Here is a 23245-nt window from a genome sequence, read left to right as displayed (position 1 = left end):
CTTTGAAGCACCTGTTCATCATCAACCCCGCTGCCGGAAAACACGGCAGCACCGACGCCCTCACCGCCCAGATCAGAGAGATTCTCGGCGGCAAGGGGCTGGACTACGAGATCGCCTTTACCAGCGGCGCAGGCACCGGGGAGACCCTGGCCCGGGCCGCCGCCCAGACGGGAGCGCCGGTGCGCATCTATGCCTGCGGCGGAGACGGCACCCTCAACGAGGTGGTCAACGGCGCCGCCGGATATGACAACGCCGCCGTCACCAACGTGCCCAAGGGCACAGGCAACGATTTTCTGAAGATCTTTGGGAAGGACTACCGGGCCCGTTTCTCCGACCTGGCCGCCCTGGCGGAGGGGCCCCAGGCCGCCCTGGATCTGATGGACTGCAACGGCAAGCTGGGTCTGGGGGTCATCTGCGCCGGCGTGGACGCCCGGGTGGCCGCCGACGTGTATAAATACAAGGCGCTGCCCCTGGTGTCCGGCGTGGGGGCCTACATCCTGTCCCTGGTGGTCAATGTGTTCAAGGGCCTGACCCGCCCCACCCAGATCCGCGTGGACGGCCAGACCCTGGACGGCCTGAGCACCATCATCTGCATCTGCAACGGCCGGTACTACGGCGGCGGCTTCATGCCCGTGGGAGACGCCCAGCCCGATGACGGCGTGCTGGACATGCTGGTGGTGCCCAAGGTGAGCCGCTTCACCTTCTTCCGCCTGGTGGGCAAGTACGCCAAGGGCCTCTACCGCCAATGTCCCCAGGTCATCCGGGACTTCCACTGTCAGGAGATCTCCTTCACCTCCCCGGAGGAGCTGGTGGCCGTGGTGGACGGCGAGGTCATGCGCTCCCGCAGCTTTACGGTCCGGCTGTCCGGGAAGAAAATCAACTTTTTTTACCCCTCCGACGTATTTTGGCGTGAAAGTTTACAGACTGCTAACAATTGCGAGCACTCATTTTCTGCAGCATCCCGTTAGAGTGAGAAAAACGGAGCTTTCAGTATTTTGAGTGAGCTATTTTTAAAAACGCTGGATTTTACCTGAAATTCGGGTGAAAATCCAGCGTTTTTTTACTTGCACATTTTGCGTTCCAAAGCTATTATTATAGATGCGTTAGCACTCCGGTAAAATGAGTGCTAAGACATGAGATAGTTTACAAATATATGCTTCATATATGCAAGGAGGAACCAGCTATGAATCTCAAACCCCTGGCTGATCGCGTGATCATCAAGATGGTGGAGGCCGAGGAGACCACCAAGAGCGGCATCATCCTCACCGGCTCCGCCAAGGAGAAGCCCGAAGTGGCCGAGGTCATCGCCGTCGGCCCCGGCGGCATGGTGGACGGCAAGGAAGTCGTCATGACCGTGAAGGTGGGCGACAAGGTCATCACCAGCAAGTACTCCGGCACCCAGGTCAAGGTTGAGGGCGAGGAGTACACCATCGTCCGTCAGGGCGACATCCTGGCCACCGTCGAGTAACAAGAAGCGCTGCGCCGCCGCGAGGCGTGTGAAGCGTCACTCCGGCGTCCCGGCTGCCAAGCCCCGTGATGGGACGCATTTCACCCTGAACTTATCTCACAAATTGGAGGTTTTTCATTATGGCTAAGATTATCTGCTACGGCGAAGAGGCCCGTCACGCTCTGGAGCGGGGCGTGAACCAGCTGGCCAACACCGTGAAGATCACCATGGGCCCCAAGGGCCGCAACGTGGTGCTGGACAAGAAGTTCGGCGCTCCCCTGATCACCAACGACGGCGTGACCATCGCCAAGGAGATCGAGCTGGAGGACCCCTTTGAGAACATGGGCGCCCAGCTGGTGAAGGAGGTCTCCACCAAGACCAACGACGTGGCCGGCGACGGCACCACCACCGCCACCCTGCTGGCTCAGGCCATCATCCGCGAGGGTCTGAAGAACCTGGCCGCCGGCGCCAACCCCATGGTCATGAAGAAGGGCATTGCCAAGGCCACCACCGCCGCCATTGACGCCATCAAGGCCAACAGCCAGAAGGTCAACGGCACCGCCGACATCGCCCGCGTGGGCGCTGTCTCCTCCGGCGACGAGACCATCGGCAAGCTGATCGCCGAGGCCATGGAGAAGGTCTCCAACGACGGCGTCATCACCGTGGAGGAGTCCAAGACCGCCGAGACCTACAGCGAAGTGGTCGAGGGCATGCAGTTCGACCGGGGCTACATCACCCCCTATATGGTCACCGACACCGAGAAGATGGAGGCTGTCCTGGACGACGCCCTCATCCTCATCACCGATAAGAAGATCTCCAACATCCAGGAGCTGCTGCCCATTCTGGAGCAGGTCGTCCAGTCCGGCAAGAAGCTGCTGGTCATCGCTGAGGACGTGGAGGGCGAGGCCCTGTCCACCCTCATCGTCAACAAGCTGCGCGGCACCCTGAACGTGGTGTGCGTCAAGGCCCCCGGCTTCGGCGATCGCCGCAAGGAGATGCTCCAGGATATCGCCACCCTGACCGGCGGCACCGTCATCTCCTCCGAGGTGGGTCTGGAGCTGAAGGAGGCCACCATGGATATGCTGGGCCGTGCCCGTCAGGTGAAGGTCTCCAAGGAGAACACCATCATCGTGGACGGCGCCGGCGACAGCGAGGCCATCAAGGCCCGCGTCGGCCAGATCCGCGCTCAGATCGAGACCACCACTTCCGACTATGACCGTGAGAAGCTCCAGGAGCGTCTGGCCAAGATGGCCGGCGGCGTGGCCATCATCCGTGTGGGCGCTGCCACCGAGGTGGAGATGAAGGAGAAGAAGCTCCGCATCGAGGACGCCCTGAACGCCACCCGCGCCGCTGTGGAAGAGGGCATCGTGGCCGGCGGCGGCACCGCCTATGTCAACGCCGTGCCCGCCGTGGAGAAGCTGCTCGCCGAGACCGAGGGTGACGAGAAGACCGGCGTGCGCATCATTGCCAAGGCCCTGACCGAGCCCATGCGCCAGATCGCCACCAACGCCGGCATCGACGGCTCCGTGGTGCTGGAGAACGTGAAGAAGGCCGACAAGGTGGGCTACGGCTTCGACGCCTACAACGAGACCTATGTGGACATGATCTCCGCCGGTATCGTGGACCCCACCAAGGTGACCCGCTCCGCTCTGGAGAACGCGTCCTCCATCGCCGCCACCCTGCTGACCACCGAGTCCCTGGTGGCCGACAAGCCCCAGCCCGCCGCTCCCGCTGCTCCCGCTGCTCCCGACATGGGCGGCATGTACTAAAAAATAGCCGCTGACCCTTGATACCGCTGGATCTTCTGTGGCTGGTGTCCCCGATTTACACCAAATCTACACCAATTCAGCGTTTGATAGGCAGAATATCAGCCCGCCGGTTCCTTTCGGAGCCGGCGGGCTGATCATGTTTATGTATCCACTTTTCAGTCGTGACCACAAGAACTCTGGTCGTAAATTCTTCAGACTGTAAGTATCTGAAAATCACTCAATGCCATTTTGGGGATAGCTGCTAACGGGTTTGGATCACTGACCCCTGTACGCGATCAGATGCCCATCGGCCGCTCTGGTTGAAGGCACTTCTTTCCCAACATATCTTATCCGCGCAGGATCTCTCTGACGATGGGAGCCAGCGCAGAGAGATCCGTGAAGTCCACCTGTTTTCCGTAAGTCTCCAGCAGCGCCTGGTCCTCAGCGGACCTCTGCCGCGCCGGCTTCCTGCGCAGGGAGAAGCACATTGCGGCCATCATGGCCCGGTGGCGTGGGGACAGAACGGCATAGTCAATACCGCCCCGGAGGTGGAAGAGAACGGCCCGCTCCGAAAGCTCCGGCGGCAGCTGCTTTTGAAGTGCCGCGCGAATATGCGCCCGGTTCTGCGGCTCCGCAGGGTCGGCCAGACCCACAGTGGCCACGATCAGCCGCTGGCCATCCCCGAGGGAAAGTCCTTTCATTGCCTGCTTGAGCCCCAGCACCCCGCCGGCATAGAGCGCCCCAAGATAGACAAGGATACTCCCCTCAGCCAGCCTGTGGAATTCCCCACAGGGGATGGCGGGCAGGCCGGTGAGCCGGGAGAGCTCCTCCGCATACCGGCGGGTCGTGCCGTATTTGCTGCCATAGACGATGAGCCCATCCATCTGTGAAAATGCCTCCCTTTGCACAGCGCATTTATCCAGCCCTGCGGTAAAATTTACGTTTACGACAGAGCGGCGATGATCTTCTCCATGGCGGCGTAGCTGGGCATGGCGGCCACCTGGGTGATCTCCGCGGCCAGGTGAGGGACGCCGAAGTGGTCTTCGTCGGCGTCCGTGCCGGATACCTCGGTGCGGAAGCCGTGATTTTCCCAGGCCAGGCGCTGGACCTCCTCGTCCAGCAGGGCGTCGATGCCCGCCTCTCCTGCCTCATCCAGGGCGATGTAGACATGGGAGGACCAGACGGTGGGGGTGGGATAGAGCAGCACGATGTCATCCTTCAGCTGCGCCCAGTCCTCCGGGTTCTCCACAGCGAACTCCAGCAGCTGGTTCTCATAGCCGGCGATCACAGGCTTGGCCCCCATGCCGGTTTTGAGGAACTGGTCGAACAGGTCAGAGGAGGACGCCTCCATATAGCCCAGCTTTTCGAAGATGGCCTTCAGGCGGGGCAGCACGGCCTCCACACTGTCCGCATCCGCCACCCCGCCGCACAGCACATTGGCCAGCAGCCCCGCGAACATATTCCCGGAGTTGGAGCGCACAGGGTCGGTGGTGCTCACCGCCACCGTACCGTAGAGCTCCGGCAGCCCCAGATCCGCCCAGGCGGTACCCGCCTCGATCTCCGCCACCAGACCGGCCATATCCATATAGTAGACCCCGTCCCGCTCCGTCACCAGTCCCCGTTTCTGGAACGCCTCCAGAATGGGACGGTGGGTGTAGAGGACGATGGGGGTGTTGAATACGATCTGGCTCTTGCCCGGCGCGCCGTAGAGCTGCTGGTAGTACTCCAGGGCGGTCTGGCTGGAGGGAAAGAGAAAATCCCGGCCCTCATGGTCCGCCGTGACCATGTCCAGGGAGCCCGCCTTGGCATAGTCCAGGGTGAGCCCGTAGTCCCGCTCCAGGACATCCTGTACCGCCTCGTCCTCCAGCAGGCCGATCTTCTCTCCCCCCACATAGCCCCGCAGAACGGTTGGCTCCGGCCGGGGGCCGCCGCCCAGCAGCAGATAGACCGCCGCCGCCCCGATGACAACCAGCAGGATGATCAGACCGATCCATTTTGATTTGCTTCCCATTGGAATCCCTCCGTGTTCAGCAGGCTCTCCATGACCTTCATGTCCGCCTCCGCGTCAAACCGCTCCGAGGCCATCAACTGGCTGAGCTGTTCCTCGAACCCAGTCTTCAGCTTGGGCAGAATGGCCCGCACCTTCCGCTGGAACTCCCGCACCTCGGAAGTCCCCAGCCCGGCATCCTGGAACTTCACATACTGCCCCAGGATCCGGCCCACCGTGTCCAGATAGTAGGTGAGGAAGCGGTTGGCCGACGGGATCTTCTCCGGATGCTCCCGAAGATAGCAGTAGAGGCGATCCCCCGTCTCCGTGAGGGCCAGGGCGTCCTCATGGGTCCGGACGTCCGTAATGCGGCCGGCGGCCGACCGGATGGCCTTCAGATCCCGCTCCGCCTCCTCCATCAGGGCCTGCATCTCGCCGCCGTCTGGCCGCTGGGCGAAATAGAGGGTGATGGGGTCCGCCCTGGGGGTCAGCAGAAACCAAAGGCCCAGATAAATTCCCACCCCCAGCGCGGCGCTGAACAGGAAATTCCAGCGCAGGCCCAGGGCCAGAACCAAAAAGACTGCAATTCCCACGCCCAGCGACAGTACCAGTTGCCGTAGCTGTCCTTTCTTCATCTCAGTTGTACCCCTTCACGCTGCGGAAGGCCCCGATCAGGTCCTCCCGCCCGTCGAAGACCCGGGCGTGGGTCAGTTCCGCCAGCTCCTCCAGCTGGGTGGGATCGGCGGAGCCGAACATGATGGAGAACACCGGCACATCCGCCCCGAAGGCCTCGTAGCCATCTCGGAAGTCGGAAAAACTCCCGTCAGACACCCCGTCCGTCAGCAGGATGATGGCAGGGGTGTACTGGCTCAGGTCGTAGTTTTTCAGCTGCCGCAGGCCCTCCATGGCGGCATAATAGATGTCGGTGCCGCCCACGGCCTCCTCCGCCTCCACCTGAGTATAGAGGGCTTCCAGCTCCTCTCCGTTCCCAACGGCGGTGTAGACGCCCCGGGGGTAGCCCTCAAAGGGGATGAGGATATTGACCTCGTGTTCCGAAGCCTGGAGCAGATTTTGCTCCGCGTTTTCCTGAATCAGGATCTGGCTCATGGCCTCCACCATCTGTTCCCGGCCAGTCCCCTCCATGCTGCCGGAGTAGTCCAGACAGTAGACCGTGAGGGAGGGCTTGCGGAACTCCGTCTGGTACAGATCCAGACACTCCATGAGCACATCGGTGGAGGGCATCCGGATGGGGGAGAGCACTCGGTCCGGCTGGATGCCCCAGTCGGCGCGGAACACGTCGGCGTTCTCCGCCGACACCCCCTCGTAACCGGTGCGGCGTCCGGTGCGCTGGATCTCGTTTTGCACCTCGTCGGACAGAAGATACTCCTGTAAATCCAGAAAGGCCTGTTCCTTCTCGGTGTCCCCGTTGTCCACATAGCCCAGGGGGGAGTCGGCGATGGACAGGCCGTCATAGGGGTAGAGGGCATACAGCGTCTCCTCCCCCCGCGCCTCCAGCTCTTGATTGGCGCTGATGATGAGGCACTCATAGTTCACCATGGCGTCGTAGCCACCGGTGAGGAACAGGTCCTTCAGCCAGTCAGAGCTTCCGGAGGATCGATCCACGCCGGAGAGCAGCTGGGTGATCTGCTCCGCCAGGCCCGGGGTCTGGAGGTTCTCCGACGTGATCACATCCGGATTGCCCAGCAGGGCGTAGAGGAAGCCGATGTAGGCACTGCACCCGGAGTTGGACTGGGTGGCGGAGGTCATGCAGAACTCCAGCTCCCCCGCCTGGATGGCGGAGAGCAGGTCGCCCACCGACACCTCCCGGCCCACAAAGCCCAGCTCCTCCGCCAGGCTCTGTCGGATGCCGAAGACCACCGGGGTGATGGAGATGGACTGGGCGTGCTTCACCCGGTACTGGGTGTCCCCGGCGGTGAGCCACAGGCTACTGGCCGGCCACACCGCGTCGTAGTCGATGGTCTCCCCCTGGAGGGCGCGCATGATGTCCAGGGAGCCCTGGTAGTCCATCTCGATGTTCACGCCCCGCTCCCGGACGAAGTCATCCAGGATACCCTCCAGCTCCTGGTTCTCCGAGCCGGAGAGAATGCGCAGCGTCACGTCACCGCCATAGTCGAAGGCGTGATCTCCGCTGGCGGAATCGCCGGTGGAGACTGCACTGTCAGACGGCGTCGGACCGCAGGCTGTCAGAATCAATGCCAATGCCAGGATACATACAGATAAAACCGCGCGTTTCATAGCAGCAGATCCTTCCTTTTCAGATGTGGTGCGCAGGCAGCGCAAGCCCATGCGCGGAATATATAAAATAATCCTAATCTACCATATCACAGCCGGCTTGCGCCCACTACCGCGGCGCAGTAAAATGCGTGTAAAATTTGTGCATCATCCTGGAAAATGAACGCATCCCCCATGTGCGGGCATGGGGGATGCGTTCATCCGTCTGGAAAATAGTCCTTTTTCATCCGGTGCAGCGACTGGAGACGCTGCGTACCTTCGTCTCCCAACCGTTCCGCCACAGCGACTGCCAGAGCATCCAGCAGGGCGGCGGGAGCTACCATAGAGTGATACTCCTTCTCTGTCCCCCGGTAGGCAAAGAGGCTGATGTCCGCCCGCTCCTCCGCGGGCAGGCAGGTGCGGCCCACAAAGGCCAAGGTCCGATAGCCGGCGGACCGGCTGTGCTCCAGGAGGATGCGGCCCTCCCGGGAGAGCTTGGAGAAGCTGAACAGCACCACCAGATCGTTCTCCGCCGCTTGCGCGAGTCCTTCCAGCAGTTCAGAACCGCCGGAGGGAAGGAGAGACACCTGTAAGCCCAGCCGCCGCAGGCGAAAATGGAGCAGCTGTGCCATGGAAGCGGAGGCGTTTTTTCCGTGAAGAAACACCCGCCGGGCAGAACAGAGAGCCTCCACCGCCCGGTCAAATTCCCCGGTGGAGAGCTGTTGTATGGTCTTCTCCAAGTATGCCCGCTGCCGCTCCAGCCAGGCTTGGGGGGAGAAATGATCCCCCTGACTGAGCGTGGCCGTCAGCTTTACCGCCGGGCCGGGAGACTGCTCCAGCACCAGAGATTTCAGCGCCTTGAAGTCCCGGCAACCCACATGGCGGGCGAAGCGGGAGACCGTGGCGTCGGAGAGCTCCAGCCGCTGGGCCAGTTGGCCGATGGAAGAAAACAGGAAAGCATCCGTGTTGGTGTTGATATAGTCCAGGATCTTCTGCTCCGCCCGGGTCAGTTCCCCGGCCGGGGTGGGAAGGTGCAGGTCCATGACAACCCCCTCATTCTTTCAAAATTGCTTGCAGCGCGCTGTGGAGCCGCCCGTTAGAGGCCAGCAGAGGCCCGCCCTCCCGGAGGGATAGGGGGCTGCCGTCGGGGGCGGTGACTTTTCCTCCAGCCTCCGCCGCGATGCGCATTCCGGCGGCGTAGTCCCAGGGCTGGAGAGACAGTTCCACATAGCCGTCCAGCCGTCCGCAGGCCACCCAGCACAGGTCCAGGCTGGCGCAGCCGGTGCGGCGCACGTCCTGACACCGGTCATACAGCGCCCGCATCTGCCGGAAAGCCGCATCCGCCAGCTCCCGGCGGCCTGGGACGGTGCCCGTGGACAGGAGGCTGTCCTCCAGCCGGGAGACATCGCTGACGTGGATCGGGACTCCGTTTCGGAGCGCTCCGCCGCCCCGGCGGGCGGTGAAGCACTCCTCCGTATAAGGATTGTATACCACACCAAAGACAGCTTGTCCACCCTCCGCCAGAGCCAAGGAGATGGCGCTGTGCCGGAAGCTGTGGATCAGGTTGGTGGTGCCGTCCACCGGATCCAGGATCCAGCAGGGGCGGCTCCAGTCCAGCCCCGTATTGTCCTGCTCCTCTCCCATAAACTGGACATCCGGAGCCAGGGCGGCCAGACGCTTCCGCAGAAACGCCTGTACCGCCACGTCCACATTGGTCACATAGTCCGTTTCGCCCTTGGAGCGGATGCTCTGAACGGCGGCGGGATCGGTCAGCAGTTCCCCCGCCTCCAATACCGTCTGGACGGCCCCCTCCACCAGGGAATCCGTCAGGGCGGTCATGCGGTGGCCTCCCGGGTCAGAATGGCCACGTAGTCGCCTCCCAGGGCATGGATCTCCTTCAAGGACCGCTTCAGCAGACAGGCGGTGCGCACCTGGAAGGTGGCGGTGTCGGAGAGATCAATGGCGTAGCGGCCGGCTGTCATCTCCCCATAGAGGGCGGGGACGGTGTCCACCTCCCGTTCAAAGACCGTGGTGACGCAGCCGTACTGCACCGCCTGATGGGTGTCGCTGCCGGACACCACAGGGATGCCCAGCTTTTTCCCCAGGTCATGGGTGAGCCGCTCCGTCCTCTCCCGGTCAAGAGCCAGGTCTTTCCCGTTCAGATCCAGAAATTTCAGGCGGCGGAGCTGCTCCTCCGGCAGTTCGGGCACATGGCCGGGGGCGCGGAAGGGGTGGCCGCAGCCCACCACCACCGGGTACTCCTCGAACAGGTCCATCAGCCGCTCGAAGGGGAGGAAGGTGCCCTTCTCCTTATGGGGTTCCAGCCGGCGGTTCAGCTCCAAAATGGCCTCCAGCGGCCCGATGGACAGGATATGACCGCCCTCCGCCACATCCGTCTCCATGCCGGGGAAGACGCGCAGGCCGTTCTCCAGCTCCAGGGTGTCCCCGATCCTTCGGCTCACCGAGGCGATGTAGCCGTACACATCGGCAAACTGGAGGGTGTTGAAGTGCTCCGTCAGGCACAGGGCGTCCAGTCCGGCCTGTCTGGCCTCGCCAAAGAGCCAGTCGGTGTAGGCGGTGGAAAATGGGAGCTTTTTGGCCAGCTTCCCGTGGGTGTGAAAATCCAGGCGCAAGAGAAATGACCTTCTTTCTTACAGCAGTGTGGAGATCAGGACGGCCACCGCCACCGCCAGGAAGGAGATGGCCAGGAACAGTCCATCGTTATAAGTGACCTTCAGGGCGGCCAGCTTGATCTTTTTCACGGACTTGTTCACCGCCGCGTACCGGTAGCCCCGCAGCTCCAGGGCCTCCACCGTGGTGCGGGAGCGCTTGGCGGTGTTGAGCATCAGGGGGTAGAAGGACTGCATGATGATCTTCACCTGATAGACCAGATACTTCACCTTGCCGCCGAAGGTCTCGTGAGCCGGGGGATTGCCCCGAAGGCGGTAGGAGAGCAGCACATTCTGGAACTCCTCCATCAGCATGGGCAGCATCCGGTAGGCGTAGGAGATGGAGAAGCTCAGCCGCTCTGGGCAGCCGTACCACATCAGGCCGTTGGACAGCTTGTCCGGGTCCAGCCCGGAGAATACCGTCACCGAGGCCAGGGAGATGGTGGCCACCTTCAGGGTGAGGATCAGCAGGGGCGCCACTGCGGAGGCGTCGCCTCCGAACAGCAGCGTCACGATAAAGAGATACCCTGTCTGAGAGAACACCCCCAGGGCAAAGAGGAACAGCACCAGCCCCGCCACTCTCGCCAGGAGGGTGGTGGCCATCACCAGCAGGAAGCACCCCAGCAGGAAGGGAATGTCGCTCACGAACCAGGGCACCAGGCCGAAGAACAGATACCAGGCCAGCAGGATTCGGGGGTCCAGGCCGGCGATCACGGTGTCATCGTTGCCATAGGCGTTCTTCAGCACCTGATTGCGCAGGAAGTCCATGGAGAGCTTATCCAGGATGCTCTCCGAGAGTTTTGCGGTCAATTTTTCCACAGCGGTCACGCCTCCTGAAAAGACGATAGGAACTCGTCGATGGTATAGCACAGGGCTCGCCTGTCTAAAGCCTGCCCCATGGTGAAGATCTCCGGCGGGCGGATGTCTACCTGCTCCACCAGGTCGGCCCGGGCAAAGATCTCGTCCCGGGGCCCGTCCGCCACCACACGCCCGCCCCGCAGCACAATGATCCGCTCCGCCCACTGACACACCAGTTGCATGTCGTGGGTGGCGATGATGGCGGTCTGGATGATGTCCTTCATATCCGAGAGCACCGCCATGATCTCCCGCCGGGTGGCGATGTCCAGATTGGCGGTGGGCTCATCCAGCAGCAGGATGCCCGGGTTCAGGGCGATGCCGATGGCCAAACTGGCCCGGCGCATCTGGCCGCCGGACATGAGGCGGCCGTCCCGGTCCGCCAGCTCTGTCAGCCGGAACCGCTCCAGCAGCTCCGCGGTGCGCTTCTCCCACTCCGGGACCTTCCGCACCTCCATGGCATAGGCGATGTCGGCCCGGATGGAGTCCTTGATGAACATCTCCTCCGGATTCTGGTAGACCAGGGAGATCTGCCGGGACAGATCCTCAGCCTTTTTGTCTCCGATGGCCTCCCCAAACAGGGACACCGTGCCGGCATTGGGCTTCAGCAGGCCCACCATCAGCTTCATCAGGGTGGACTTGCCCGCCCCGTTGGAGCCGATGAGGGCCACCTTCTCCCCCTTGCGGATGTCCAGATCCAGCCCGTCAAAGACGGTGTGGGGCTCCCCCTTCACCGAGCGGTAGGAGAGGGACACGTTCTGAACGGACACGGCGCTTTCACCGCCGGGAGCGGCGGGCGCCGGCTTTTCCCGGGGGATGTATCGCAGGCCGGAAAAAGCCTTCTCTCCGTCCGCCACCGTGGTGGGCAGAGGGACATTCGCCGGGAGAATACCGCCCTTCCGCAGGCCGTAGGCCGCCTGGGTCACCTGGGGCGGGAAGATATTGCAGGCCTCCAGCTCCTCCACCCGCTGGAGGGCCTCCTCCGTGGGCAGCATCCACCGCACCTGTCCGTCCTTCATCAGCATCACGTGCTTGCAGAAGTCGGCGATGTACTCGGTGTGGTGCTCAATGACGAGGATGGTCTTGCCGTGGTTCTCGTTCAAATCCCGGAGGACCGCATAGATCCGGTCGGCGTGCATGGGGTCCAGCTGGGCGATGGGCTCGTCCAGGATCAGGATGTCCGGCCGGAGGGATACCGCGCCGGCCAGGGCCAGCAGGTGGGTCTGACCGCCGGAGAGCTGCCAGACGTACTCCTCCTCCCGGCCCTCCAGACCGCACTGCTTCAACGCGGCTCTGCCCCGCTCCAGGTAATCGGGAAAGGCGTAGTTCAGGCAGGAGTAAGAGGCGTCGTCCAGCACGGTGGGCCGGACGATCTGGTTTTCAAAGTCCTGATACACATAGCCCACCTTTTGGGCCAGGACGCCCACGTCGTACTCCAGCGTGTTCAGGCCGCACACCCGGACGCTCCCTTCCATGCTCCCCGTGATGAAGTGGGGGATTAGGCCGTTGAGGACCTTACACAAAGTGGACTTCCCGCAGCCGTTGTTGCCAACGACCGCCAGGAAGTCCCCTTTCTCGACCTGAAGGGAGATCTCTTTTAGGGTGGGCTGAGGGGCGCCTGGGTAGGTATAGGTCAGGCCGTCGATCTCAACCGCGTTCATCTCAGTTCACCGCAGCCTTTTTCCCGCGTTCTTTTTGATGACCAGCAGGGCGATGATGGCCACCGCGGCGGCAGCGACCATGCCTACCGCCAGGGCGGTGCCGCTCTCGGCCCACTCGGCCTCCCAGTCAATAAGGGACATACCGGCAGTGGCGGCCAGTTCAGCCACGATGGCGCACACAAAGCCAATGGCGCACACGATCAACGCCTTGGGGCTGATGCCGCTGACGGCGCTGTCCGGGGTGCGGGGAGCCATGCCCAGCAGGGGCTCGATCTTGCCGTACAGCTTGGGTACCAGATACAGGGTGGGCAGCAGGCAGAACAGGATGCCGGAGAACAGCAGGTCGTTGAGGAAGGCAAAGCCCTCAGTGGCGAACACGCTCTCAGGCAGGCCGGCCACGGCCTCGAAGTCCTCCACCGCCAGCTGGACCTTCAGGATGTCCACCACGGTGCCCATCAGCAGCTGAGCGGCGGTTCCGCTGATGGCGGCCACGCCCACCATGACGCGGTTCTTCGGGTCCTTCACCAGCCGCCCGGCGATGTATACGCCGATGGTGACGGTGAGGAACTTCTCCAGCTCGCCCAGGCCGCCGAACTGACCCAGCATGATCTCGCTGAACACCAGCTCGCCGGTGGCGGCGCCCAGGGCGGCGGACAGGGGGTCGAACAGCATGGCCAGGGTCAGGGGGATGAACAGGAAGTACTCCACGGAGAACTCTACGACCCCCACCTGGAACTTGGGGATCAGCTCCGTGAACAGGGTGGCCAGCCCATACAGGGACATGGACAGGACAAAGATCATCAGCTTCTGGGACTGTGTGGCAGTCTGCTTCTGTGCGATACTCATAGCATATTTTCCTCCCTATGATGGTGTATTTCTCGCTCACACAGGCACAGTGTACCACCGGGATGTAAATTCTTCTTCCAAAGTCCTGTAAAATGTAAATAAATTTTCTTATCTGCCGTGCTATGTAAGTTCTGCCCTCATTTACATCCGTACCGCCGCGTCCAGGGCCAAAGGGGAACGCTCGCACTCGTCAGGGAGCATGGTCAGCTGGACGCACAGGGGGCTGCCCTTCATGCGGGCGCTGGCGTAGGTCAATCCGTTGCTCCGGGTATCCAGCAGGGGATGGTCGATCTGGGCCGGATCCCCCAGCAGCACCACCTTGGTGCCCTTTCCCACCCGAGTGACGATACCCTTGACCTGCCGGGGGGTGAGGTTTTGGGCCTCGTCGATGATGAGCCAGGTGTCGGTGATGGAGCGGCCCCGCATGAAGTTCATGGCCTCGGCAGCGATGACGCCGGTGTCAAAGAGGTAGTCGATGCGCCCACGCAGCTCCTCCTCGCTGCGCCGCTCCTTTTTCTTCCCCTCCAGATCCAGCAGGATCTCCAGGTTGTCCACAATGGGCCGCATGAGGGGGGAGATCTTGTCCTGCTCACTGCCAGGGAGGAAACCGATATCCGCGTCAAACTGGGCATTGGGGCGGCACACCAGGATCTTCCGATAGAGCCGTTCCTCCGCCTCCAGCACCTGCTCCAGCCCTGCAGCCAGGGCGTAAAAGGTCTTGGCGGTGCCCGCCGGCCCTTGGATGATGGCCAGGGGCGCCTCCTCCGCCGGCAGCAGCAGGGCCTCCTGCAGGAACTGCTGCCCCACGCTCCGGGGCTTGACGCCGAATGGGCGGACGCTGCCAAAGCGCAGGGCGGCCACCTTTCCCTCCCGGAAACGGCCCAGGATGGTCTTTTTCGGCTCGGTATCCGAGCGCAGAAGGACGAATTGGTTCTCGGTCAAGGAAACCGGCTTCCGCTCCCCCGCGCCGTCCACGGTATAGAGTTCTTCCGCCGGAGCTCCCTTTTTCTTGAACGTCGTGAGCAGGCTGTCCGGGATGTAGACCTCCGTCCGGCCGGTGTAGGGCTGGGCTCCATCCGGCAGCCGGTCGGTGATGAAGTCCTCCGCCGGCACCTCCATCATCTGGGCCCGGATGCGGGCGACCATGTCCCGGCTCACCAGCGTCACCGGCGCTCCCTCGTCCATGAGGCCCCGACACACCTTCAGCACCCTTCCCGCCCGGCTGCCGGGTTCTATCCCTTGGGGAAGGGCCGCGTCCACATGGTTGACCTCCAGGCGCACGGTGCCTCCACTGGGCAGGGTCACGCCTTTTACCAGGTCTCCTTGGAGCCGTAATCTCTCCAGGAAGCGGAGCACATGCCGGACGTTGTTTCCCGCTTCACCGTCAGCCCCCTTCCGATCATCCAACTCCTCCAGCACCGCCAGTGGCAGCACGATGTGGTTGTCCTCGAAGGACTCCAGAGCGTAGGGGGCCTGGAGGAGGACATTGGCGTCCAGCACATAGGTCTTCTGCATACGTTGCGCCTGCCTTTCTTCTTTGCTGTCTTATGACCATTGGGCGCGGCATCCACAAAAACAGCGCCGGTCCGCCCTGTAAGGGCGCAAACCGGCGCTGATCGTACTCTGTCGATTTTGATCGGGCTGTCTGAAACCGTACTCCATACTGCCGCTCCCAATCGATGCCTACCGCATCTGTGTTCAGTATAGCAGACGCCTTTCCCAGCGTGCGACGGTATTTCAGTAAAGAAACCGTCAAATCCATGTGAAGCGCGTTTGCTATGAACCCGGTTTCGTTCCAGACCTCCTCTGCCTACAAGAAATTTATACATTCCTTCTTTCGGATTTTACAGTCGTGGGATTATACTAAATCGAATAGGGAGAACGTACCGCTCCCTTTCCAAAACAAAATCGCAGGAGGAAACAGCATGAGAAAAGCAAGACGGCCGGCAGCCATTGCCATGGCCCTCGCCCTGGCGCTTCAGCTGGGCGCCGCAGTGCCGGCGGCAGCGGCGGACATCACCGCCACCGCCGGATATGAAAACGGTAATTCTTCCCTGAACCTGACCCAGATCGCCCGGTACACCTCCGGCTAGTTCAACGTGGACGGCGGCGTCATGGAGATCGTGGCCTACAACCGGGCCAACGGCTTTGCCTACGCCATCAACGGCCAGAGCGGCCTGCTGGCGGCCATTTCTCTGGAAAATCTCGCAGCCGGGAGCTCCGTCGCCCGGCTCAGCGGCACAGACATTGACGTGAAGGCCCTGGTGGAGGCGGCGGACAGCTCCTTCCGCTATGGGGACATGACCTCCGTGGCCATCTCTCCGGACAGCGCCACCCTGGCCGCCGCCCTTCAGGCGGAGGGGTACAACGACGCCGGCCGGGTGGCCCTGTTCACCTGTAATGCCGACGGCACCCTCACCCTGAAAGGGCTGGTGGAGACCGGCGTGCAGCCAGACATGGTGACCTTTGCCGACAACGACACCGTCCTCACCGCCGACGAGGGAGAGCCCCGGGAGGGGTACGGCGACGGGATCGCCGACCCCAGAGGCTCGGTCACCGTGGTGGACGTGTCTGCTCTCACCAGTGAGGTGGTGGGCTTTGACGCCTTTGACGGCCGGCGGGACGAGCTAGCGGCCTCCGGCGTGGTGTTGAAGAAGGGCGTGAACCCCTCCACCGACCTGGAGCCAGAGTACATCGCCGTCTCTGGCGGCAAGGCCTATATCACCCTGCAGGAGAACAACGCCATCGCGGTGCTGGATCTGACCTCCCGTACCTTTGACGGGATCTACTCCGCGGGCTTTGAGGACTACGGCGTCACCCCCGTCGACATCGACAAGAAGGACGACGCCTACGCTCCCAAGACCTACGGCGGCCTGATGGGCATCCGGATGCCCGATGCCATCGCCGCCTTCCAGGCGGAGGGCAAAACCTATCTGGTCACCGCCAACGAGGGGGACGCCCGGGAGTGGGGGGACGAGGATCTGGGCACCTTTTACCTCAATGAGGACGAGCGGGACTTCGGTGACGAGGGCGTGACCTCCCCCACTGGGGCCATCACAGCGGAGAACTCCGGCCTCACTGGCAAGGTGGTTTTTTTCAAGAGCGGGGATTTTGACGGTCTGGATACCGGTAAGGACTACCTCTTCGGCGGCCGCACCTTCACCCTCTATGAGGCCGGTGCGGACGGCCTGACCGAGGTGTTTACCAGCGGGGACGACTTCGAGGCCCTCACCGCCCAGTACCTGCCCGACTACTACAACTGCTCCAACGACAACGCCGTGGTGGACGACCGCTCCGGCAAGAAGGGACCGGAGGCGGAGAGCGTCACCGTGGGCACCGTGGACGGCCGCACCTATGCCTTTGTGGCTCTGGAGCGCACCGGCGGCGTCATGGTCTATGACGTGACCGAGCCCGCCTCCGCCCGGTACGTGAATTACATCAACACCCGGGACTTTGCCTCCGTGGTGGAGGGCTCCGAGGAATACGAGGACGGGGAGCTGGACAAGTGGGTCACCGGCGGCGACGTGGCCCCCGAGGGCCTGCTGTTCCTGGACGCCTCCGTCAGCCCCACCGGCGAGGCCCTGCTACTGGCCGCCTGCGAGGTGTCCGGCACCGTGGCCGTCTATCAGGTGGGTGGCGCGGCCCTGTCCGTCCTGCCCTTCACCGATGTGGATGCCCGGGACGTCCAGGCGGTGCGCTATGTCTGTGAGAACGGCCTGATGGCCGGCATCAGCGCGGATCGTTTTGATCCCAATGGAACGCTGACCCGGGGCGAGGCGGTCGCGACCCTGTGGGCGCTGGAGGGCCGCCCGGTGGTAAACTACCTGATGACCTTCTCCGACGTGGATCCGGCGGCCTCCTATGGTGAGGCTGTCCGCTGGGCCGCCTCTCAGGGGATCGCCGGCGGCTACGGCGGCGGCCTGTTCGGCCCGGACGATCCCATCACCCGGGAGCAGCTGGCGGTCATGCTCTATCGCTACGCCAGGCATGAGGGCTATGACACCGCCCAGGGCGGCATGGCTATTCGTGAGTTTGGAGACTTCGCCCAGATCTCCGGTTACGCCCTGGAGGCCATGACCTGGGTGGTGGAGGCCGGGGTGCTCACCGGGCTCGACGGCGCCCTGGCCCCCGGCCAGGCGGCCACTCGAGTACAGACTGCCCAGGCTCTGCTGGCCCTGTCCCAAATCGCCGAATAACCAGGCGCATGGAGGGGCGAAGGCCATGAAGAGCTTGGATAAGGAACGCCGGAAGCTGGAGAAGGCCGGATTTACCGGCCAGACGCTGGAGCGGGCCATGGAACTGCTGGAGCGGACGAATGCGTCCATTCTGGCCGAGCTCCTGGTCAAGATGGTGACCAGGCAGGAAAAAACGCCGTCCATGGCGCTGCACGAGGCGGAGATCAAAATGCGGGAACTGGAGACCAAACTGGGGCTCTCACCCAAGGAACCGTCCTAAAAAAGAACAAAATGAAGTAACGGGGAGTAGGCATATGTGCCTTCTCCCCGTTGCTTTTCTGTGCCAGCCAGTCCTGCCAGCCGGCATTCCAATCGAAGAACCGTGGGGCAATTGTAAATTCATACTTCATGCCGTCCAGCAGCGGTTCCCTCTCTTAGATTGCTTGCGGCGGCTCCACACCCAAAAGGGTAAAGACGACCAGAGCCAAAATCCAGGGCAGGAAGATGACCGGCAGAAGAAGCAGTCCCTTGTGGTTCTGATAGTGGTATTCATCACAGGAAAAGAGTTTACAGGGATCGTTGATGTAGTAGAGATACAGATACAGGGGCGGCGTGGACGGGTGCTTGAAATAGGCAGTGTACCTACGCTCCTCGCCTTGGAGCGTATAACGGTAGGTAGCGTGCCAGTTGTAGTGGCCCACATCCCCGGATGGCCATTTCTTCACGATCGACGCTTTGATGATGTGGTTTCGGCTCCTGGCGATGTCCCGTTTGCGCTCCCAGCTCATACCGTGGGAGAGTCTCCCATACAGCGGGACCGCGACAAAATACCCTCCGATCAGGACGGCAAATACCAGCGCCCATTTGAGCCAGTTGACGGGATCGTCTGTAAACATATGGATCAGTGCCTCTCGGATGCTCATATAGGACACTCCCTTACCTGTTTTCCCTTGGACGGTATAGTATTCCGGGGTCTCCGCAGGACAGATGCCTGTTTCCGGTACCTGCAGCCAAATCCGCATGTTGCAGCAGGCTGTGGGCATCAATCCCGCAGGTCAGCGTTCCAGTCGAAGATCCGCCCTGTCTGCGGATCGATTTCAAACTCATATTTCATGCCATCCAGGAACAGCTCTCCCTCGTAGCGGCCCCGGCCATCGCCGGACTCCTCCCAGATGTTTACGTCCGCCGCGCTGGCGCCGGGGATCTTGCCGGCCACGATGGAAGCGGCCTCTTCCGCCGTGACGGGGTTGCCGCCCAGGGCGTCCAGCCACTCCTCGTCCACCTCGTAGTCCGCCCCCACGATGCGTCCGTCGGCCATGGCCACCTCAAAGTCGTAGTCGCCGTAGTCGGTCTCGAACTCGATGTCGTAGAGGGGGATGCCGTTGTCGCTGTCGGTCTCGTTTTTGACGTTGTAGGCGTCCCCCTCCAGCACCCCGGCGTTCTCCAGAGCGATGGCCAGGGCCTCCTCCCGGCTGATCTCACCGGCGGGCGTTTCCGGAGCGGAGGACGCCGGGGGAGTCTGGCCGCCGGAGGGAGCTGTCCCGCCGGGTGCGGTATCGCCCGCCTGTCCGCCGCAACCGGTCAGGCAGGCCAGCAAAAGCGCCGCTGTCAAACCGAAAGAAAAGATCTGTTTCATCCTGCGCGCTCCTTTCTGTGTGTGCCTCCATCCTACCACGAAAAACCCCGGTGCGCAACTCAACAAAGGGAACGCAAGGCCACCCCACCCGTTTCTTTACCTACATTTGACAAAGATTTGACATCCAGACGGTCGCGCCTCCGTTTCGCAACCGCTAAACTTTACAATAGCGTTTTTTACCCTTTGAAATTTTCTGCTACGACCCCGAAAATCCGGCGGCGTGTCCGTATCCTTCTGCCGGAGGGGGATGGAGGGATGGCAATGGTGCGCACAGAGCACGACATCGTTTCCCAGGTACAATCGGCCAAGACGGATTCAGAGGCGGCGGACGCCCTCATCCGTCAGTACATGGGCTTTATCCGGTCGGAGACGGTGAAGTTTCTTCACACCGCCCCGGAAAACGGCCACGAGGACGAGCTGAGCATCGCCATGCTGGCCTTCTATGAGGCGGTGCTGGCCTATGAGAAGAGCCGGGGCGCCTTTCTGCCCTACGCCGCCCGGGCCATCAAAAACCGGCTCATCGACCACTACCGGACAGAGAAGCGCCACGGCAATGTGATCTCCCTCCACACCCCCCTGGGCGGGGAGGAGGACAGAGGCGAGTTGCTGGACACCATCCCCGACACCGTGGACCACGGGTCGGACTATGTGGTGCGCACCGCCAGCCGGCGGGAGATCCAGGAGTTCTCCGAGAAGCTGGCCCAGTTCGGCCTGACCTTCTCCGATGTGGCGGACAACTGCCCCCGGCAGGAGCGGACCTTCGCCGCCTGCCGCCGGGTGCTGGCCTTCGCCCGGACCCAGCCGGAGCTGCTCAAGCGGGTGGAGGACACGGGCAAGCTGCCCATGGGGGAGCTGTCCGCCGGCTCCGGCACCGACAAAAAGACCATGGAGCGGCACCGGAAGTACCTGGCGGCCATCCTGCTGGCCTTCACCAACGGCTATGAGATCATCCGGGGCCACCTGTGCCAGGTGGGCCCCAAGAGAGGGGGCGACGAGGCGTGAACTATCTGGTCATGGAGGTGCACCCGGCCTACGCGGTGGTGCTGGACGAGGAGGGCCGCTTCCTCAAGGCCGCCAACCTGCGCTATCAGGTGGGGGACACGGTGCGGGACATCGTGGAGCTGCGGCGCCCCAGGGGACAACGCCCCGCCCTGTGGAAGCCCCTGTCCGGCGTGGCCGGCCTGGCCGCCTGCCTGTGCATCGTGTTCTTTGGCTATTACCAGCCCAATTTTGTTCCCTACGGCGCCCTGCGCATCCAGATCAACCCAGACGTGGAGCTCACCCTCAGCCGCACCGACCGGGTGTTGGAGCTGGAGGGGCTCAACGCGGACGGTCGGGTCCTGATCGAGGGCTACGACTATGGGGGCAAGGACCGGGAGGACGTGACGGAGGAGCTGGTGGAGCGAGCCATCGATATGGGCTACCTCTCCGGCGGGGAGACGGTGTCCATCACAGTTACCAGCGCCGACGCCGACTGGCAGGCCCGGGAGGAACAGGCGGCCCGGGAGGATCTGGAGGAGCGGTACGGGGAGACCATCGTGATCCAGATCGGCCCCACTGACGAGAAGCCGCCGGTCACTGAGGTAGTCATCCCGGTGACGCCCCCCGAACCGGAGCCTACCCCAGAACCGCCCCCGGAGCAGACCGATCCGCCCGTTGTCCCGGATGACACGGACGACCGCCCCGGCAACGGCGGAGTGACCGGCTACCAGGATACCGATTACGGCCCTTACAGCGACGGCGTCACCGACTATGAGTCTTCCAACGACGGCCCTTATATAGACGGTGACACCGACTATGAGGATCGGGACGATGACCGGGATACCGACGATGACCGCTGGGAGGACGACGGCGATGATCGCTGGGAAGACGATGAGGACGACCGGGATGATGATGACGATGACGGAAATCGGGATGACGACGATTAAAGCAGAAAAATTTCCGCCGCGGCCCCGGTTTTGAAAACCGGCCGCCGTATCCTCCCTGTGTCAGCCGAAGAAGAGAAAAAAGTTTTTCCCAGACCCCGGTTTTTCAGCAACGGCTCCGTAATCTAAAATCAGAACACAAAACCAAACACCATTTTCTAAGGAGATGAAAGACATGAAACAGAACATCCACACCAAATTGCTTGCCCTGACCCTGACCACCGCCCTGGCCTTGACCACTCTGACCGCCTGCGGGACCAGCGCCGGCACGGCGGACCTCCCCGAGACCCCCGGCACCAGCGCCCCCCTTCTGGAAGAGAGCGGCGGCGCTGTGGGGACCGTCCTCCTGAGCGTGAACCCGGAGATCGAGATGGACTATGACGACGCGGGCAACGTGGTAGCCCTCACCGGCCGCAATCAGGAGGCCCAGACCCTGCTGGCCTCCTACACCGGCTACCAGGGCAGGCCCTGCACCCAGGTGGTGGGAGAGCTGGTGGATGAGATCAATGCCCTGGGCTACTTCGACGCCACCGTGGGCGGCCACGAGAAGAACATCATCCTGAAGCTGGAGCGGGGCTCCGCCTACCCCAGCGACCAGTTCCTCAATGAGCTGGCCGAGGCGGTCCGGCTGGTGGTGGAAGCCGACCAGATCGGCTCTCAGCCCGTGACCCTGGACCAGGACGACTACGACGACGCCTACGGGGACAAGGGATACATCAACGCCTCCGCCGCCCAGAGCATCCTCTCCACCCAGCTGGGCCGGGACGATCTGCAGTTTGTGGAGAAGGAGTACGACCTGGACGACGGGGAGTACGAGGTGGAGTTCGTCCTGGACGGCGTGGAGTACGAGTATGAGGTGAACGCCTACACCGGCAAGGTCACCGAGATGGACGCGGAGTTCCAGGACTATGACGACACCGACTATGGTCCGGGCAGCGATGGGATCACCGATTACGGTATCACCGACTACGATGACACGGACTACGGCCCCAACAATGATGGCGTTACCGATTACGACGATACCGACTACGGCCCCAACGCCGACGGGATCACCGATTACGACGACACGGATTACGGCCCCAACGCCGACGGGATCACCGACTACGACGACACGGATTACGGCCCCAACGCCGACGGCATCACCGACTACGACGATACCGACTACGGCCCCAACGCGGATGGCATCACCGACTACGACGATACCGACTACGGCCCCAATGCGGACGGGATCACCGACTACGACGACTGGGGCGATGACGACGACTGGTACGGCGACCCCACCGGCGAGGATCACTGGGACGACGATGACGACGGCTGGGACGACACGGACTACGACGACCGGGACGACGATGACGACTGGGACGACGATTGGGACGACTGAGCCCTTCCGCCTGCGCCACGAGGTCAAGCACCAGCTCTCTCCCCAGGAGGATCTGGTGCTCGCCTCCCGGTTGCGGAAGCTCTTTCCCCGGGACGGCCACGCCGGACCGGACGGCTCCTACCGGGTGACCAGCCTGTATTTCGACACCCCCTACGATACCGCCCTCCGGGAGAAGCTGGACGGGGTGAACCGGCGGGAGAAGTTCCGCCTGCGATACTACGGGGAGCGCCCGGATTTTCTCAAGCTGGAGAAAAAATTTAAGGTGAATGGCCTGTGCGGCAAGCGATCCGCCCACCTGACCTTGGAGGAGGCGGAGCGGCTACTCTCCGGGGAGGACGCCTTCCTTCTGGAGCGGGGTGAGCCCCTGCTGTCGGAGCTGTACCACAAGCTCCATGGGACGCTGTTGCGGCCCAGGACGGTGGTGTGCTATGACCGGGAGGCCTTCCTGTACGCCCCCGGAAATGTCCGAGTGACCCTGGATCGGAACCTGCGCACCTGCGGGGACAGCGCCGGCTTCCTGTCCCCCGGTTTGTTCCCTCTGAAACCTCTGGACGCTTTGACGGTACTGGAGGTCAAGTACGACGCCTTTCTCCCCGACCTGGTGCGCCTGGCCGTCCAGACGCCGGACCGCCGGGCGGGGGCCTGTTCCAAATACGCCCTGTGCCGGCGGTTTGACTGAGAAC

23 protein-coding genes are annotated in these 23245 nt (G+C 62.7%); 10 read left to right on the top strand and 13 right to left on the bottom strand.

The annotated features are described in order from the left end of the window. Positions 1-2: 2 nt before the first annotated feature. The 3 genes from WMO64_RS01060 (at position 3) to groL (ending at position 3216) form a co-directional block, all read left to right on the top strand. A complete protein-coding gene (locus WMO64_RS01060) occupies positions 3-968 on the top strand; it encodes a diacylglycerol/lipid kinase family protein (protein ID WP_349230722.1) in 966 nt (321 codons plus the stop codon). 215 nt (positions 969-1183) lie between these two features. Beyond that, on the top strand, positions 1184-1468 hold the full coding sequence (locus WMO64_RS01055; protein WP_294519117.1) for a co-chaperone GroES: 285 nt from the start codon (positions 1184-1186) through the stop codon (positions 1466-1468). A gap of 119 nt (positions 1469-1587) precedes the next feature. After that, a complete protein-coding gene (gene groL / locus WMO64_RS01050; RefSeq protein WP_294519120.1) occupies positions 1588-3216 on the top strand; it encodes a chaperonin GroEL in 1629 nt (542 codons plus the stop codon). Positions 3217-3542: 326 nt separating this feature from the next. Here the strand turns inward: groL and WMO64_RS01045 are convergent, their stop codons facing one another. The 11 genes from WMO64_RS01045 to WMO64_RS00995 all read right to left on the bottom strand — a co-directional run bounded on the left by WMO64_RS01045 (position 3543) and on the right by WMO64_RS00995 (position 14960). After that, positions 3543-4079 (bottom strand): flavodoxin domain-containing protein, encoded by a 537-nt coding sequence (locus WMO64_RS01045; protein ID WP_204900862.1) that lies wholly within the window; start codon positions 4077-4079, stop codon positions 3543-3545. A 59-nt stretch (positions 4080-4138) separates the two neighbouring features. Beyond that, entirely contained in the window at positions 4139-5206 is a 1068-nt protein-coding gene (locus WMO64_RS01040) for a hypothetical protein (RefSeq protein ID WP_349230721.1), read from the bottom strand. Further along, positions 5176-5817 (bottom strand): 5-bromo-4-chloroindolyl phosphate hydrolysis family protein, encoded by a 642-nt coding sequence (locus tag WMO64_RS01035; protein ID WP_349230720.1) that lies wholly within the window; start codon positions 5815-5817, stop codon positions 5176-5178. The genes WMO64_RS01040 and WMO64_RS01035 overlap by 31 nt, the downstream gene beginning before the upstream one ends. A 1-nt stretch (position 5818) precedes the next feature. Continuing rightward, positions 5819-7438: a substrate-binding domain-containing protein gene (locus WMO64_RS01030; protein WP_349230719.1), complete on the bottom strand. Its 1620-nt coding sequence runs from the start codon at positions 7436-7438 to the stop codon at positions 5819-5821. Between the two features lie 194 nt (positions 7439-7632). Next, complete coding sequence (locus WMO64_RS01025) at positions 7633-8457, bottom strand: MurR/RpiR family transcriptional regulator (RefSeq protein WP_349230718.1); 825 nt, start codon at positions 8455-8457, stop codon at positions 7633-7635. A 10-nt stretch (positions 8458-8467) separates the two neighbouring features. After that, complete coding sequence (locus WMO64_RS01020; RefSeq protein ID WP_349230717.1) at positions 8468-9253, bottom strand: inositol monophosphatase family protein; 786 nt, start codon at positions 9251-9253, stop codon at positions 8468-8470. Next, positions 9250-10047, bottom strand: coding sequence for a PHP-associated domain-containing protein (locus WMO64_RS01015; RefSeq protein WP_349230716.1), 798 nt, complete (start codon positions 10045-10047; stop codon positions 9250-9252). The genes WMO64_RS01020 and WMO64_RS01015 overlap by 4 nt, the downstream gene beginning before the upstream one ends. 18 nt (positions 10048-10065) lie before the next feature. After that, positions 10066-10902 (bottom strand): energy-coupling factor transporter transmembrane component T family protein, encoded by an 837-nt coding sequence (locus tag WMO64_RS01010; RefSeq protein ID WP_349230715.1) that lies wholly within the window; start codon positions 10900-10902, stop codon positions 10066-10068. A 5-nt stretch (positions 10903-10907) separates the two neighbouring features. Next, positions 10908-12599, bottom strand: coding sequence for an ABC transporter ATP-binding protein (locus WMO64_RS01005; protein WP_349230714.1), 1692 nt, complete (start codon positions 12597-12599; stop codon positions 10908-10910). Between the two features lie 6 nt (positions 12600-12605). Then, positions 12606-13445, bottom strand: a complete 840-nt coding sequence (locus WMO64_RS01000; protein WP_349230713.1) for a DUF8171 family membrane protein — start codon at positions 13443-13445, stop codon at positions 12606-12608. A gap of 141 nt (positions 13446-13586) precedes the next feature. Continuing rightward, positions 13587-14960 (bottom strand): PhoH family protein, encoded by a 1374-nt coding sequence (locus WMO64_RS00995; protein WP_349230712.1) that lies wholly within the window; start codon positions 14958-14960, stop codon positions 13587-13589. A gap of 410 nt (positions 14961-15370) precedes the next feature. Here WMO64_RS00995 and WMO64_RS00990 point away from each other — a divergent pair, with 410 nt between their 5' ends. From WMO64_RS00990 to WMO64_RS00980, 3 genes are read left to right on the top strand one after another with little or no spacing between them, the layout of a single operon-like run. Beyond that, a complete protein-coding gene (locus WMO64_RS00990; protein ID WP_349230711.1) occupies positions 15371-15538 on the top strand; it encodes a hypothetical protein in 168 nt (55 codons plus the stop codon). 6 nt (positions 15539-15544) lie between these two features. Next, on the top strand, positions 15545-17641 hold the full coding sequence (locus WMO64_RS00985) for a choice-of-anchor I family protein (RefSeq protein WP_349230710.1): 2097 nt from the start codon (positions 15545-15547) through the stop codon (positions 17639-17641). 25 nt (positions 17642-17666) lie between these two features. Then, on the top strand, positions 17667-17900 hold the full coding sequence (locus tag WMO64_RS00980; RefSeq protein WP_204804381.1) for a hypothetical protein: 234 nt from the start codon (positions 17667-17669) through the stop codon (positions 17898-17900). A 154-nt stretch (positions 17901-18054) separates the two neighbouring features. Here the strand turns inward: WMO64_RS00980 and WMO64_RS00975 are convergent, their stop codons facing one another. Further along, positions 18055-18543 (bottom strand): hypothetical protein, encoded by a 489-nt coding sequence (locus WMO64_RS00975; protein ID WP_349230709.1) that lies wholly within the window; start codon positions 18541-18543, stop codon positions 18055-18057. Between the two features lie 119 nt (positions 18544-18662). Next, entirely contained in the window at positions 18663-19256 is a 594-nt protein-coding gene (locus tag WMO64_RS00970; protein ID WP_349230708.1) for a PepSY domain-containing protein, read from the bottom strand. 255 nt (positions 19257-19511) lie between these two features. Here WMO64_RS00970 and WMO64_RS00965 point away from each other — a divergent pair, with 255 nt between their 5' ends. The 4 genes from WMO64_RS00965 (at position 19512) to WMO64_RS00950 (ending at position 23241) form a co-directional block, all read left to right on the top strand. Continuing rightward, positions 19512-20258 carry a sigma factor gene (locus WMO64_RS00965; RefSeq protein ID WP_349230707.1) on the top strand — a complete coding sequence of 249 codons (747 nt, stop codon included), beginning with the start codon at positions 19512-19514 and terminating at the stop codon, positions 20256-20258. Then, positions 20255-21184 carry an anti-sigma-I factor RsgI family protein gene (locus WMO64_RS00960; RefSeq protein WP_349230706.1) on the top strand — a complete coding sequence of 310 codons (930 nt, stop codon included), beginning with the start codon at positions 20255-20257 and terminating at the stop codon, positions 21182-21184. Before WMO64_RS00965 ends, WMO64_RS00960 begins: the two co-directional genes overlap by 4 nt. 172 nt (positions 21185-21356) lie before the next feature. Further along, positions 21357-22562 carry a PepSY domain-containing protein gene (locus WMO64_RS00955; protein ID WP_349230705.1) on the top strand — a complete coding sequence of 402 codons (1206 nt, stop codon included), beginning with the start codon at positions 21357-21359 and terminating at the stop codon, positions 22560-22562. Next, complete coding sequence (locus WMO64_RS00950) at positions 22531-23241, top strand: polyphosphate polymerase domain-containing protein (RefSeq protein ID WP_349230704.1); 711 nt, start codon at positions 22531-22533, stop codon at positions 23239-23241. Before WMO64_RS00955 ends, WMO64_RS00950 begins: the two co-directional genes overlap by 32 nt. Positions 23242-23245 lie beyond the last annotated feature (4 nt).

Origin of the sequence: Pseudoflavonifractor intestinihominis (genome assembly GCF_040096055.1) — a bacterium.
Classification (GTDB): domain Bacteria; phylum Bacillota; class Clostridia; order Oscillospirales; family Oscillospiraceae; genus Pseudoflavonifractor; species Pseudoflavonifractor intestinihominis.
This window is presented reverse-complemented; position numbering and strand designations above follow the sequence as displayed.

Coding starts and splice junctions, on each gene's coding strand:
- WMO64_RS01030 (WP_349230719.1), bottom strand. CDS start 7,438: ATGAAACGCGCGGTTTTATCTGTATGTATCCTGGCATTGGCATTGATT.
- WMO64_RS00965 (WP_349230707.1), top strand. CDS start 19,512: ATGGCAATGGTGCGCACAGAGCACGACATCGTTTCCCAGGTACAATCG.
- WMO64_RS01035 (WP_349230720.1), bottom strand. CDS start 5,817: ATGAAGAAAGGACAGCTACGGCAACTGGTACTGTCGCTGGGCGTGGGA.
- WMO64_RS01025 (WP_349230718.1), bottom strand. CDS start 8,457: ATGGACCTGCACCTTCCCACCCCGGCCGGGGAACTGACCCGGGCGGAG.
- WMO64_RS01045 (WP_204900862.1), bottom strand. CDS start 4,079: ATGGATGGGCTCATCGTCTATGGCAGCAAATACGGCACGACCCGCCGG.
- WMO64_RS01000 (WP_349230713.1), bottom strand. CDS start 13,445: ATGAGTATCGCACAGAAGCAGACTGCCACACAGTCCCAGAAGCTGATG.
- WMO64_RS01055 (WP_294519117.1), top strand. CDS start 1,184: ATGAATCTCAAACCCCTGGCTGATCGCGTGATCATCAAGATGGTGGAG.
- WMO64_RS01005 (WP_349230714.1), bottom strand. CDS start 12,599: ATGAACGCGGTTGAGATCGACGGCCTGACCTATACCTACCCAGGCGCC.
- groL (WP_294519120.1), top strand. CDS start 1,588: ATGGCTAAGATTATCTGCTACGGCGAAGAGGCCCGTCACGCTCTGGAG.
- WMO64_RS00980 (WP_204804381.1), top strand. CDS start 17,667: ATGAAGAGCTTGGATAAGGAACGCCGGAAGCTGGAGAAGGCCGGATTT.
- WMO64_RS00975 (WP_349230709.1), bottom strand. CDS start 18,543: ATGAGCATCCGAGAGGCACTGATCCATATGTTTACAGACGATCCCGTC.
- WMO64_RS00990 (WP_349230711.1), top strand. CDS start 15,371: ATGAGAAAAGCAAGACGGCCGGCAGCCATTGCCATGGCCCTCGCCCTG.
- WMO64_RS00955 (WP_349230705.1), top strand. CDS start 21,357: ATGAAACAGAACATCCACACCAAATTGCTTGCCCTGACCCTGACCACC.
- WMO64_RS01020 (WP_349230717.1), bottom strand. CDS start 9,253: ATGACCGCCCTGACGGATTCCCTGGTGGAGGGGGCCGTCCAGACGGTA.
- WMO64_RS00970 (WP_349230708.1), bottom strand. CDS start 19,256: ATGAAACAGATCTTTTCTTTCGGTTTGACAGCGGCGCTTTTGCTGGCC.
- WMO64_RS00995 (WP_349230712.1), bottom strand. CDS start 14,960: ATGCAGAAGACCTATGTGCTGGACGCCAATGTCCTCCTCCAGGCCCCC.
- WMO64_RS00950 (WP_349230704.1), top strand. CDS start 22,531: ATGACGACTGGGACGACGATTGGGACGACTGAGCCCTTCCGCCTGCGC.
- WMO64_RS01040 (WP_349230721.1), bottom strand. CDS start 5,206: ATGGGAAGCAAATCAAAATGGATCGGTCTGATCATCCTGCTGGTTGTC.